The following is a 12,235-nucleotide window of genomic DNA, read 5'->3' on the forward strand; positions in this document are numbered from 1 at the left end:
GGCGCTGTATGACGATAAAAATTACTGCACGACAGCTCTCAATGAGATTTAAGAATCGAGTGCTGTTCCATATTCCTGAATTATCAATTGGTCCGAATGATGCAATTTATTTAAAAGGTGATAACGGTGTAGGTAAAACCACTTTACTGAAAATTTTATCTGGCCTACTCAAGCCAACCACCGGCAAAGTAATTGCACCACACGATAGCTTTCTTCAACGTTTTTCAGCCCGGAGTGGCCGACGTGACGTGGTGTATCTACATCAAGCACCTTACCTCTTTGATGGTTCGGTTTATCAAAACGTCGCTTATGGTATTCGTTTTCAAAAAATGTCAACGCAAGACAAGCGTGCAGCAGTGATATTTGCGCTACGAAAAGTAGGCTTAGAAACCCTTGCAGATGAACACATCTCCGTACTTTCTGGTGGTGAAAAGCAACGCGTCGCGATGGCAAGAGCCTGGATTCTAACTCCATCTATCCTGTTGATGGATGAGCCAAGCGCTTCGTTAGATCAAGAATCAATCGACCGTTTAGTTTTACTGGCCAAAGACTTGCTCAAAAAAGGGTCAAGTATCGTCATCACTAGTCATCAAAAAAATGCGTTGACCGATTTGTGCCACAAACAATGGTGGATAAAAGACTCAACTCTGATAGAGTCACCTTTGTTACAAGTAATTTCAGACGTTAAGCAAGAGAATTCTTATGCTACTTCCAACGGAAACTAGTTGGGTTATTTTGGCTGGCGGTCAAGCCAGTCGCATGGGCGGCCAAGATAAAGGTTTAATTACACTGAATCAAAAACCGCTTATCGCTCACGTTATTGAGCGCCTATCACCACAAACACCACGCATTTTAATCAATGCGAATCGCAACCAAGAAACATATCGCCAATTTGGCCCTGTTTTTAGCGATCAATTTAAAGATTTCCCAGGCCCAATGGGTGGTATTCACGCTGGTTTAAACCATGCAGAAACCGATTGGGTTGGATTTGTCCCCTGTGATAGTCCACAAGTCAACACCGACTTAGTTGCCCGTTTTTGTCAAGCGGTTCAACCGGATTCAGATATCTTGGTCGCTCATGATGGCGATCACCAACAACCGGTTTTTACTCTTTACCATAAACGCGTATTACCTAAACTAACGGCATTTTTAGAGCGCGGTGACCGAAAGATCATCCTACTTTATAATGAATGTAACACGAGTTATGTTGATTTTAGCGACTCACCTCAGTGCTTTGTAAACCTCAATACGCCAGAAGAGTTGGCAAATTTCGGGACATTAGAATCATGATAACGACTACTCAGCTTCCTGTTCTCGGCTTTGCTGCATATTCAGGTACAGGTAAAACAACTCTAATTGAAGCGTTACTACCTAAGTTGACACAAGCAGGTTTACGTATTGGCATGCTTAAACATGCTCATCATAACTTTGATGTAGACCAACCAGGTAAAGACAGCTACCGCTTGCGCAAAGCCGGCGCTAGTCAAATGTTGATTTCATCTCGCAACCGTTATGCATTGATGACAGAAACGCCTGAGAGTGAATCTGAATTTGATTACCTATTAAGCCGTTTTGATGATCAAAAGCTAGACGTTATTCTTGTTGAAGGTTGTAAAAACATTGCTTTTCCTAAGATAGAACTGCATCGTGCTGAGATTGGTAAGCCGTGGTTATACCCAAGTGATGACAATATTATTGCCATTGCATCAGATAGCTCACAAAGTGATACCGACCTGCCACAAATGGATATCAATGATCTCGATGCTATCGCGCAATTCGTGCTGAACTACGTTACTGAGATCACCAGCCCAAAATCCGATAAAGGATCATCTTGCTGTGATACGCTTTCACCTGCGTTTCTTTCGGTTACTCAAGGGCAAGAAAAAATTCTTTCATTAGTCGACACAGTAAGCGATACCGAAGTTTGTACTATTGAACAAACCTATGGACGTGTGCTCGCAAACGATATTATTTCTCCCGTTAATGTTCCGCAATACACGAACTCAGCAATGGATGGCTACGCTATCCGCGGCGATGATTTAGGTCGCGAGCAATACAACGTTGTTGCTGAAGTCTTAGCGGGCCATGCCTATGAACCCGCTCTTGAGCTAGGCCAAGCTGTAAAAATCATGACTGGAGCCCCTACTCCATTAAATGGTGATACCGTCATTATGCGTGAGCAAGCGGAGCACCAAGAGAACACTGTTCGTTTTCCTAATGCAACCATCAAACGTGGCCAGAACGTACGCCAAGCCGGAGAAGATCTTGCTATTGGCAGTGATGTGTTCACTAAAGGATGTCGTATTGAATCCGCAGAAATGGGAATGCTCGCTTCGCTAGGATTTGGTGAATGTCCCGTTTTTCGCAAACTGAAAGTCGCGATTTTCTCAACCGGTGATGAAGTTCAAGCACCAGGGACCGCGCAACAGAGCAACTCTATTTATGACTCTAATCGTTTCACCATAATGGGATTATTAGAGAAGCTTGGCTGTGAGATTATCGATTTCGGGATCTTACAAGATGACGAGCAACTTATGGTTGATGCACTGCAATCCGCCGCTTTACAAGCGGATGTTGTGATTACCTCTGGTGGTGTTTCCGTTGGCGACGCTGATTACGTTAAATTAGCATTAGATAGATTGGGACAAATTGATTTCTGGCGTATTAACATGCGCCCTGGTCGCCCATTAGCGTTTGGTCAAATCAATAATAAGCCATTTTTCGGATTGCCGGGTAACCCCGTCGCAGTTATGGTCTCCTTTATCAATTTTGTTGAGCCTGCGCTACGTAAAATGCAAGGTGAACTAAATTGGCAGCCACTGAAAGTATCTGCTATCGCTACAGAAGACTTACGCTCTCGACAAGGTCGTACCGAATTCAGCCGTGGCTTTTATCAGTTTGATGAAACTGGTCGAATGACGGTAAGAACAACCGGCAAACAAGGCTCTGGGATTCTTCGTTCAATGAGTGAGGCCAATTGCCTTATTGAGATATCTCCATCTGTAGATACGGTGAAAGTTGGAGAAAACGTGACAATTATCCCACTTCAGGGCAGAATCTAACCCTAGTTATTTATAGGCCAGTTTAGCTGGCCTTTTCTTCAGAGATGAACATGGCTCGCACTATCCTATACACCTATAAAGGTGAAGACAAAGAACTGACGTTTTCGTACCAAAAACACTTAAACATCCACGAAGCGGTTGCGGAAGCAGAAGGTATTGATATTTCAGCATTTCTAGCAATGGAACAACAAATTGAAGCAATTTCTGATACTAAAGCGGTGCGCAATTACCGTGATAACCACTTCAGAAAACTCGGTTTTGACAAAATCACGCTAAAACAAAAAGAAAATCGTGGCGTTGGTAAAAAAGACCAATAGTCTTACGATACCCGTATAATTTAAAGTCGTAGGTCGGCGAAAAGGGGTTATTCTCCCTATGCCTAAATAAAATCGGTGATTGGATTAACAAAGCCAATATGCCGCAATTTTGATCGGGCCTACCACAATTAAGGAAGTATGAAACTGTGCTTCCTTCCTCCCAGTTTCCCTATTAAGCTGCGTTTTTTAAGATTAATTCAAGAAAAACAATCACTCAAGTTACATATTACAACAATTTTGCAACGAGCACCTCTACAAAAGACAACTACTCCTTGATAAGCTAGTGAAAGTATTAACGTCCACTATCCCATAAAGGTCAGTAATGGAATCTCTACTCAGAGAAATCATCAACGCAAAAAATGAAGATGAACTTTATTTACACTGCTTGGAAGAAGTCTACCGACGTTACCTTCCTGAACATTGCTTGATCGCGAGATTTAATCAAAACAACGCCGACACACTCGCCTATCTCCATCGCGGAAAGCTACAGCCTAATTTTAAATACCCTTTGTCAGGTACACCATGTGATATAGTACAAACTAAGCTCGATGTTTGTCTATTCTCTGAGCATATCCAACAACAATTCCCATACGACAAAGCGCTGCAAGATTTGAATGCTGAAAGCTATCTTGGGATCCCTCTACTTGATCAAGACGGTAATATTTTAGGCGTATTGGCTTTATTGTACGACCACTATATTACTAAAGCAGAATTTGATCGTGATTGGCTACTGACACTTGGCTATTTGATTGGCAAGAATATCGTTCAACAGCTCTTGATGACCGAAAAAACAACACTACTAAAACAATTTGAACGTAGTGAGGCAATCGCAAATATCGGCTCTTGGCGCTGGGATGTAAAACACAATCAATTTTGTTACTCCAAACACTTAGCTCAAATCTTTTCAATTGATGAACATCAAGACTTACTATTTAGCCAATTTTTTTGCCAACATGTTTTTAGGCATTCTGAAGACTTTCAAGATCTCATATCGGATACCAGTTCACCCAATGTCGTATCAACCTTAGTCATCAATAAGGAAGATTCAATTAAAGGGTTACAACTTGAAATCGCCTACACCAAATATTATGACTCAGATAAAAAATTGAAAAGTATCGAGGGAACCGTTCGTAACATTACTTATTTAAGTGAACTAGAAAATCAACATTATATGGCGAATGAAATTATCGAACTGTCTGGACAAGGCGTCATCATCACCAATAAAAACAACAAGATAATGAGCATCAACTCCCAAGTCACGGACATTACCGGATATACCCACGACGACTTAATTGGACAATGTCCTTCAATATTCTCATCAAATCTTCACGATCATAGTTTTTATGCTGATATGTGGTCTACATTACGCACAGTAGGACGATGGGAAGGTGAAGTTTGGAACCAAACGAAAAGTGGAGCACTTTACCCCGAGAGTCTATCTATTTCTGTGATTAAAAATGTCGACGGTGATATTAAGAATTATATTGCAGTATTTGATGATTTAAGTGCGCAAAAAAATATCGAGCGAGAATTGTTTTACTACAAAAATAGTGAGAGTGTTACTGGGCTAATTACTCGCTCTAAGTTCATTCAACATATTGAACGCAACCTCACTGGAATCTCAGTCATCGTGTTCGATATCAGTCATTTCTCTACCATCAATAATACTTATGGCGAAGCGTTTGGTAACAAAATCCTTCGCTATGTTGCTCAAAACCTACAAACACACCTTAAAGATGAAGCCGTTGTGTCTCGGTACGGAGCCGACCAGTTTGCTATTTCTGTCAATAGCATTGAACCTCACTATGTTGAAGCTATGGTAGACCGAATTCAAGCGATCATCGAAACGGCATTCATTATTGAGGGGCATTCAATCAAGCTTAATATTAACGTCGGTTACTCAACGCCATTACAAGACTCAATTACCACACACCCCTTAACACAAGCGAAATTTGCCCTCGATGAAGCAAAAGCGATGCCATTAGAATCCAGCGTTCGTTATTCTAAATTTTTGGAAGAGAATGTGGTGCGCCGCCAAGAATTAAGCGTAAAACTACGTAAAGCCCTCGAACAAGGTCGCTTACATGTCGAGTATCAGCCAATCGTTAACCTGACTAATAACCAGATTGTAAAGTTTGAAGCACTCGCTCGTTGGACTGAAGATGGTGTGCCGATTTCACCAGTTGAGTTTATCCCTATTGCGGAACAGTTTGGCTATATTACTAAGTTGGGCAAATTAATCCTCACACAAGTTTGCCAAGATATCCTGCTTTTCAAAGCACGAGGTCACAACGATATTGTCATTTCAATCAATCGTTCTATAGAAGAACTCGCTCAAGAAGATCCTAATGAGAACTCTATTTCAGCCATGCTCAATGTGTATGGATTAACCCATGAGGATTTGGTGATTGAAATTACTGAGTCGATTCCTTTAGAAGATAAACCAGCAGTACAAGACCTCATTGCAAAATTACGTAAAAAAGGATTAAAAGTCGCTTTAGATGACTTTGGTACTGGCTTTGCTTCATTTTCAAACTTAATGAAAAGCTCTGTCGATATTTTGAAAATCGACCGCTCATTTATCAAAGATATTGAAACCGATAAGAATAACGCGGTGTTGGTTGAATCGGTGAATATGCTTGCGACTCAATTGGGTTTGAATGTGATTGCTGAGGGCGTCGAAACGGAAAGCCAGATGAATATACTACGTCAGATGGGATGCTGTTATGCGCAAGGATATTACATCAGTCGCCCAGTACCATTAGAGCAAGCATTGGCGCTGATGGAGTAAAAGAGAGCAATTGATCCTCAAAGACTATTCTAAGATCGGACTAATAAAGAGCAAAAGGCTTACCGAAATAAGCCTTATCAACACTCAATAGTATGCAGTATCAGACATTACTTAATATTTAAGAATGCAGCACCGCGAACACCGCCTGAATCACCGTGCTTCGCTTTGACAATTTTTGGACACTTAGCGACAGAAAGTAGATATTTAGGAATGCGTTTTGGCATTTCGTCGTAGATCATATCGAAATTCGACAAACCACCACCTAGTACGACCACATGAGGATCATTACCGGTAAAAATGTTCGCAAAACAAATAGCAAGCAACTCCATAAAGCGTTCTACGTGTTCTACAGCTTTTGCTTCTCCCTCAGCTTGAGCTTTAATGATATCAATAGCTGCGCGGTGTTCACCAAAATAATGCTCATAAATAAGCTCAAAACCGCGACCTGATAAATAGTTATCAATGCAACCTTGCTTACCACAACCACAACCTAATAAAGGTGCGTTGTCACCTAGATGGAACCAAGCATCAATGGGTAGACGCATATGACCCAGTTCACCAGCTACGTGGTTACGACCAGAGAAAACTTGGCCCTCATAGATAAGCCCACCACCAAATCCAGTGCCTAAAATTAAGCCCATTACTGATGGCGCGTCTTTTAATTCATCATCCCAAGCTTCCGACAGAGCAAAGCAGTTAGCATCATTTTCTATTTTAACGCTTCGGCCGATTTTAGCTTCAAGATCAGCGCGTAGTGGTTTCCCTTTCGCGGCTGGTACGTTAACAGTCAAAACTGTCGCATCATCCGCATCTTCCATACCGGGAAGACCCAAACCGACTTTACCCTCACAGCCAAACTGCGCATCGTATTTACGAATAAGATCAGCGATAGTGTCGACCAATAGTTCATAATTATCGGTTGGTGTAGCAACTCGTTCCGTCGCGATACGTTCTAATTGTTGGTTAAATGCACCAAATTCAATTTTAGTGCCACCTACATCAAAGCCGTAGTACATCAATTCTCTCCTAGAAATTCCCGTTATTATTCCATATTTTCAAGATGTTATATGAATTTAAATAGATTGTTGAACACAATAAATATGCAAAAACCAAATACAATCTCAATACAAAATAGAAAGTTTGTCTAAAAAACAGACTAAAGTCGTCTTTTGTTATAGAAATACTCTCTCATCCTTTAAAAAATGGGCAGATAACAATACGCTAATTACAATTATAAATTGATTTCATTATCCATATAGTGACGTATACAATCCGTGACCTAGGATAGATTTCACTGCGAATAAGTCATTGAAGTCACGGATAAGCATCTAAATGTCTAAATTTTCGCTTTCATGCATCATTAAATATTGCTGTAGTACTGGGCGTGACTTGTCTGTTTTCATTCGAGTTTTACTTAGCATATAGCTCTCACGAAACACCTCAAACCACTGCTTTAGAGTCTTAGCTGCTAAATCTTCCCCTAACTGCTCAAGAACCAGAGTTGCGACTTCTGCTGTTGATAAATGCTGTTCTTTATCTGACTGTCGCATCATATATTGAGAGATGCTTTCAGGATTAACCGAAAGCACTGGAAGATGGTCCAAGTATGGTGATTTTCTAAAAATGCGTCGCGCTTCTCGCCAACTGCCATCTAATAAAATAATCAACGGGGTTTTGCCCTGTAAAATGTTGCCAACATCCTCTCCAACCAAACGTTTCTCATCATCGACATACTCATCAGGAAAAACAATAATCGGTTGGTAAGTCGGATTGGCTAACAGAGCAAGCATTTCAGCATCAGGCTCTGTTCTACTCCATTGATAGACATAGCTTTCTTTAATGGTATCGACAATCAAACGACCCGTATTACTTGGTTTAAAAACTTCATTATCTGAAACCAATAACATCACTGCGATATCGGAAGAAATGTCCGGTTGATGAGGGCATAAACAAAATGCTTCGGCAACTTGGCAATATTGGCAACGAATGACTTTACAACCTCTCGCATTAAACGGTTTTGTCGATAACGCTAAGCGTTGTTGGTATAAGCGATGAAAAGCGTGGATTCTCATAAGGATTCGTTGATAATACTAAAGACGGCAGATTTTACCCTGCGCCGTGACAGTTGCAAGCAACTGTTTCAAGTAAGCGTCACTCTACAAGGCATGTGAAATTTTCAAAGGAAGCCATAGCGTGGAAAATAGTATGGAAAATACTGATCTGATTCGTTTAAGTTTTTTTCTCATTGCACTTATTCTCTGTGCCATTTGGGAATGGTTGGCTCCACGTAAAAAACTCACTCAAAACAAATTTAATCGCTGGCTGAACAACCTCGGCCTAGTTGGGTTAAATTCTTTATGCCTAATGATTTTCATGCCGGTCTTGGCGTTTGAAAGTGCACAATTTGCAGCGCAAAACCAATTGGGTTTATTCCATCTAATCGCTATGCCATCAAGTTTTAATATTCTCGTGTCCGTATTACTACTCGATGCCGCTATCTACTTTCAGCATGTTCTATTTCACCGTTCTAGGTGGTTATGGCGATTACATCGAATGCATCATGCCGATCAAGATATCGATGTGACAACCGGCAGTCGATTCCATCCGATTGAAATCATTCTTTCGATGTGGATTAAAATCGCACTAGTCATCATTCTTGGCGTTTCTCCAATTGCAGTCGTAATCTTCGAGATCATTCTTAACGTCAGCGCTATGTTTAATCACAGTAATGCGAGACTGCCTATTTCCGTCGACAAATGGTTGAGAAAAATCATCGTGACGCCGGATATGCATCGCGTCCATCACTCTATCATCGTCAAAGAAACCCATTCTAACTTTGGATTTTTCCTCTCTATTTGGGATCGCTGGTTTAGAACTTATCAAGCGCAGCCTAAAGAAGGACACGATGGTGTCAAAATTGGTATTCCATTATTTCAAAAACCACGAGAGCAATGGATTGATAAAATGCTCACGCAACCTTTTCGCTAAGAGGCTTTTTACTCTCATGACTAACTTCGCTTTACGCCTTTTGATACTGTTTAGCTGTGTCGTACTAACCGCATGCTCAAGCTCACCATCAACACACGAAACGGCAGAGAACAACCAACAGGCTCTCGTCGATCGTGACTCATTAATGCAGGTTTTCAAAGTATGGCAAGGCACACCTTATCGACTTGGAGGAACCGCCTTAAATGGCGTGGATTGCTCGGCGTTTGTGCAAACAGCTGTCAAAGAAGCACTCCATATCCCATTGCCTAGAACAACTAAACAGCAAGTTAATGTTGGATTTGAGATCGATTACGATGAGGCTAAGATAGGCGATTTGGTTTTTTTTAAAACATCATGGCAAGTGCGCCACGTGGGAGTCTTTATTGGAAACCACCAGTTCATGCATGCATCAACATCAAAAGGCGTTATCATTTCTCGATTAGATAACCCTTACTGGGCCTCTAAATTTTGGCATTTTAGGCGGGTAAATACCCGCCTATGAGGACTGAAAATACTCGTTTGTTTCTAATCGTATTTAGCGACTGCAGTATCAAACAGGTTTTTTACCAAAGCGATATACTCATCTAGAAAGGCAATCTGCTCATTAGTTGCCTTTCTCTTCCATACACCAGCAAGAACTTCCCCTAAATCTTCCACTACTGAATCAGCCTCTTTCAGTAGCTTAAATCGTACACTAGAATGCAATTCTGGGTTTTGTTCGAAAATTGCCATAATATTGCTAGCAATCATATCAGTGACAACGTCTTCGACACTCTCATCACCAGTGTCACCATCATCAGAAGCGAAAATAGCTAAGTTTGATGCCAAATGCTCTATTAAGGCTAGGTAACCATCGGTTTCAACAACCACACTGCGACTCCATTAAATTGTGATAGTTAAAGATTTCATATGCTTGTGTTCAAAAGTAATAACAATACAAAAAGCACATATTGTATGAGACCCGAGCTAAATCACGCGATTACTCGAGTAACACCGAATCCTTCGCCTAAGACTTTACTCTTTTGCCTGTGTATAAGAAACACAAATACTTAATACCCTCTTTAGGATAATGATTGTGCTCACAAATTTTCGGATTAATTTTCGCTTCTACGTGAATTATCTAATTTCTTTGCACTCGTAGTCGGACACGTTGCATACCTTGACCTACAATAACAAGCATAAGTGAATAGGCTTAAGGATAGATTATGTGGCAAGCAATCTCGAAACAGCTTTCAGAAACCTTAATGTTTTCATTCAATATTGTTGAAAAAACGAAACTTACCGGCGGGGAAATATGTGATTGTTATATGATCAGCGATGGTGAACAACGCTATTTTATAAAAATCAATCGTCGCAGTTTTTTTGCTCAGTTTGAAATGGAAGCTGAGAACATCAAACGCTTAAGAGAAACCTCGACGGTATCTGTACCGGAATTGGTCACGCTCGGCACAACAAAAGACAATGCTTTCCTTATTTTAAACTATCTCCCAACTAAACCGCTTGATGATGTCACGAAAAGCTTTCAGTTTGGTCAACAACTTGCTCAACTGCACCAATGGGGCGAACAACGCGAGTATGGCTTCGATCAAGACAACTACATCGGAAATACTCTGCAACCCAATCAATGGAATCGGAAATGGTCTCGTTTCTTTGCTGAGCAACGAATTGGCTGGCAGCTACAATTATTGAAAGAAAAAGGCACTCAACTTGTTGATATAGAAGAATTTACTCAGCTTGTACAAAACAGACTTGCCAATCATCAACCTAGACCATCACTACTTCATGGTGATTTATGGCATGGCAACGTCGCCAATACTACCTTTGGTGCGATCTGTTATGACCCGGCAAGTTATTGGGGAGATCGAGAATGTGACATTGCCATGGCTGAATTATTCAGTGGTTTTCCACCCGAGTTCTTCCAAGGGTATGAAAGCATTTATCCGCTCGATGTCGGTTATCACGCCCGTAAACCTATTTACAACCTCTATCATGTATTGAACCACTACAATCAATTTGGTGGCCACTACTTAGAAGAATCACAACGCTACATTGACGAGATCATGTCGTTTTAAAGGATTTACTAAGAAGTAGGAGAAACGAAATGCATAATTTCACTGAAAAGATGGTCTCATGTCCACATTGCGGCCACTCCATCGGTATTACTTTAGATGCATCGAACGGGAATCAGAACTTTTATGATGACTGCCCTGCTTGTTGTAATGCCATTCACCTTAATATGGTGATCGATGAACAAAGAGAGACTATCGAGCTTTTCATCGACGCAGATGATGAACAGATATTTTAAAATACACGACGAACTCTAAGTCATATTAAAAAAAAGAGCACGAAAGTGCTCTTTTTTCTGACTCATCTATTTACCTAAATTAGTATCGATTCGCCATAATACGCTCAACAGTATCAACAATAGCTTGAGTCTGAGGGTCAAATTCTACGTTCACTTTATCCCCTACTTTGCGCTCGCCAAACAAGGTACGTTGTAATGTTTCTGGGATTAAATGAACACAAAAGCCCGTTTCGCTAACCTCGCCAATAGTTAAAGAACAGCCATCTAAGCCAATGTAACCTTTGCTTAATACGTACTTCATATGTTCATTGGGTAATGCAAACCAAATGGTTCGATTATTGGGTGTATCAATAACTTCGCTAATTTTCGCCTGCAAACTAATATGGCCTGACATGCTATGGCCACCAATTTCATCACCAAACTTTGCGGCACGTTCAATGTTGACTCGTTGACCTAACTGAAGCAGTCCTAAATTAGTTAGCCTCAATGTCGCTTGCATCAAATCAAAGCTCACAAGGTTGTTATCAATGTTAGTCACCGTCAGACAGCATCCATTGTGTGCGATTGATGCTCCAATATTGAGGTTATCTAACCATTCAGGTTCAAGACGAACAACATGTGTTTGAAATGATTCTTTTTTTATAATATCGACAACTTCAGCAGTACCTTGAACAATTCCGGTAAACATAGTCCATTCTCTGTTATTTTTTCATAGCAGTTAGTGTGACATTTCTTTATTATCCAGCACAACAAAACATTGCCTAATTTTGGG

The 12,235-nt window shown here is 40.7% G+C and carries 13 protein-coding genes; 9 read left to right on the top strand and 4 right to left on the bottom strand.

Annotated features, from left to right (window positions below):
* The first annotated feature begins 8 nt into the window (after positions 1–8).
* The 5 genes from DZ860_RS20195 to DZ860_RS20215 all read left to right on the top strand — a co-directional run bounded on the left by DZ860_RS20195 (position 9) and on the right by DZ860_RS20215 (position 6,170).
* Complete coding sequence (locus DZ860_RS20195; RefSeq protein ID WP_120034738.1) at positions 9–725, top strand: energy-coupling factor ABC transporter ATP-binding protein; 717 nt, start codon at positions 9–11, stop codon at positions 723–725.
* Positions 703–1,290: a molybdenum cofactor guanylyltransferase MobA gene (gene mobA / locus DZ860_RS20200; RefSeq protein ID WP_120034740.1), complete on the top strand. Its 588-nt coding sequence runs from the start codon at positions 703–705 to the stop codon at positions 1,288–1,290. The genes DZ860_RS20195 and mobA overlap by 23 nt, the downstream gene beginning before the upstream one ends.
* Complete coding sequence (locus DZ860_RS20205) at positions 1,287–3,062, top strand: bifunctional molybdopterin-guanine dinucleotide biosynthesis adaptor protein MobB/molybdopterin molybdotransferase MoeA (protein WP_120034742.1); 1,776 nt, start codon at positions 1,287–1,289, stop codon at positions 3,060–3,062. The genes mobA and DZ860_RS20205 overlap by 4 nt, the downstream gene beginning before the upstream one ends.
* A gap of 50 nt (positions 3,063–3,112) precedes the next feature.
* Entirely contained in the window at positions 3,113–3,379 is a 267-nt protein-coding gene (locus DZ860_RS20210) for a DUF2960 domain-containing protein (protein ID WP_120034744.1), read from the top strand.
* A gap of 322 nt (positions 3,380–3,701) precedes the next feature.
* Entirely contained in the window at positions 3,702–6,170 is a 2,469-nt protein-coding gene (locus DZ860_RS20215) for a bifunctional diguanylate cyclase/phosphodiesterase (protein ID WP_120034746.1), read from the top strand.
* Between the two features lie 107 nt (positions 6,171–6,277).
* On the opposite strand, the gene nagK is transcribed toward DZ860_RS20215, so the two are convergent.
* Together nagK and DZ860_RS20225 are read right to left on the bottom strand one after the other, a co-directional pair.
* Positions 6,278–7,186 carry an N-acetylglucosamine kinase gene (gene nagK / locus DZ860_RS20220; protein WP_120034747.1) on the bottom strand — a complete coding sequence of 303 codons (909 nt, stop codon included), beginning with the start codon at positions 7,184–7,186 and terminating at the stop codon, positions 6,278–6,280.
* A gap of 312 nt (positions 7,187–7,498) precedes the next feature.
* Complete coding sequence (locus DZ860_RS20225; RefSeq protein WP_120034750.1) at positions 7,499–8,242, bottom strand: tRNA-uridine aminocarboxypropyltransferase; 744 nt, start codon at positions 8,240–8,242, stop codon at positions 7,499–7,501.
* 133 nt (positions 8,243–8,375) lie between these two features.
* Between DZ860_RS20225 and DZ860_RS20230 the strand changes: the two genes are divergently transcribed.
* Positions 8,376–9,158, top strand: coding sequence for a sterol desaturase family protein (locus tag DZ860_RS20230; RefSeq protein WP_120034752.1), 783 nt, complete (start codon positions 8,376–8,378; stop codon positions 9,156–9,158).
* A gap of 16 nt (positions 9,159–9,174) precedes the next feature.
* On the top strand, positions 9,175–9,660 hold the full coding sequence (locus DZ860_RS20235) for a C40 family peptidase (RefSeq protein WP_120034754.1): 486 nt from the start codon (positions 9,175–9,177) through the stop codon (positions 9,658–9,660).
* A gap of 23 nt (positions 9,661–9,683) precedes the next feature.
* Here the strand turns inward: DZ860_RS20235 and DZ860_RS20240 are convergent, their stop codons facing one another.
* The gene (locus tag DZ860_RS20240; RefSeq protein WP_120034756.1) at positions 9,684–10,028 is read right to left on the bottom strand and encodes a DUF3802 family protein; all 345 of its coding nucleotides are present in this window, start codon (positions 10,026–10,028) and stop codon (positions 9,684–9,686) included.
* Positions 10,029–10,363: 335 nt separating this feature from the next.
* Here DZ860_RS20240 and DZ860_RS20245 point away from each other — a divergent pair, with 335 nt between their 5' ends.
* Both DZ860_RS20245 and DZ860_RS20250 read left to right on the top strand, forming a co-directional pair.
* Entirely contained in the window at positions 10,364–11,230 is an 867-nt protein-coding gene (locus DZ860_RS20245; RefSeq protein WP_120034758.1) for a fructosamine kinase family protein, read from the top strand.
* Positions 11,231–11,259: 29 nt separating this feature from the next.
* Positions 11,260–11,463, top strand: coding sequence for a CPXCG motif-containing cysteine-rich protein (locus DZ860_RS20250; RefSeq protein ID WP_120034760.1), 204 nt, complete (start codon positions 11,260–11,262; stop codon positions 11,461–11,463).
* Between the two features lie 79 nt (positions 11,464–11,542).
* Here the strand turns inward: DZ860_RS20250 and DZ860_RS20255 are convergent, their stop codons facing one another.
* The gene (locus DZ860_RS20255; RefSeq protein ID WP_120034762.1) at positions 11,543–12,151 is read right to left on the bottom strand and encodes a riboflavin synthase subunit alpha; all 609 of its coding nucleotides are present in this window, start codon (positions 12,149–12,151) and stop codon (positions 11,543–11,545) included.
* Positions 12,152–12,235: the final 84 nt, after the last annotated feature.

It is taken from the genome of Vibrio sinensis (genome assembly GCF_003605645.1).
GTDB lineage: Bacteria > Pseudomonadota > Gammaproteobacteria > Enterobacterales > Vibrionaceae > Vibrio > Vibrio sinensis.

Excerpts from the sequence above, each read along its gene's own strand:
- DZ860_RS20230 (WP_120034752.1), top strand. The coding sequence starts at position 8,376 with ATGGAAAATACTGATCTGATTCGTTTAAGTTTTTTTCTCATTGCACTT.
- DZ860_RS20225 (WP_120034750.1), bottom strand. The coding sequence starts at position 8,242 with ATGAGAATCCACGCTTTTCATCGCTTATACCAACAACGCTTAGCGTTA.
- DZ860_RS20255 (WP_120034762.1), bottom strand. The coding sequence starts at position 12,151 with ATGTTTACCGGAATTGTTCAAGGTACTGCTGAAGTTGTCGATATTATA.
- DZ860_RS20210 (WP_120034744.1), top strand. The coding sequence starts at position 3,113 with ATGGCTCGCACTATCCTATACACCTATAAAGGTGAAGACAAAGAACTG.
- DZ860_RS20215 (WP_120034746.1), top strand. The coding sequence starts at position 3,702 with ATGGAATCTCTACTCAGAGAAATCATCAACGCAAAAAATGAAGATGAA.
- DZ860_RS20245 (WP_120034758.1), top strand. The coding sequence starts at position 10,364 with ATGTGGCAAGCAATCTCGAAACAGCTTTCAGAAACCTTAATGTTTTCA.
- DZ860_RS20250 (WP_120034760.1), top strand. The coding sequence starts at position 11,260 with ATGCATAATTTCACTGAAAAGATGGTCTCATGTCCACATTGCGGCCAC.
- DZ860_RS20205 (WP_120034742.1), top strand. The coding sequence starts at position 1,287 with ATGATAACGACTACTCAGCTTCCTGTTCTCGGCTTTGCTGCATATTCA.
- nagK (WP_120034747.1), bottom strand. The coding sequence starts at position 7,186 with ATGTACTACGGCTTTGATGTAGGTGGCACTAAAATTGAATTTGGTGCA.
- DZ860_RS20235 (WP_120034754.1), top strand. The coding sequence starts at position 9,175 with ATGACTAACTTCGCTTTACGCCTTTTGATACTGTTTAGCTGTGTCGTA.
- mobA (WP_120034740.1), top strand. The coding sequence starts at position 703 with ATGCTACTTCCAACGGAAACTAGTTGGGTTATTTTGGCTGGCGGTCAA.
- DZ860_RS20195 (WP_120034738.1), top strand. The coding sequence starts at position 9 with ATGACGATAAAAATTACTGCACGACAGCTCTCAATGAGATTTAAGAAT.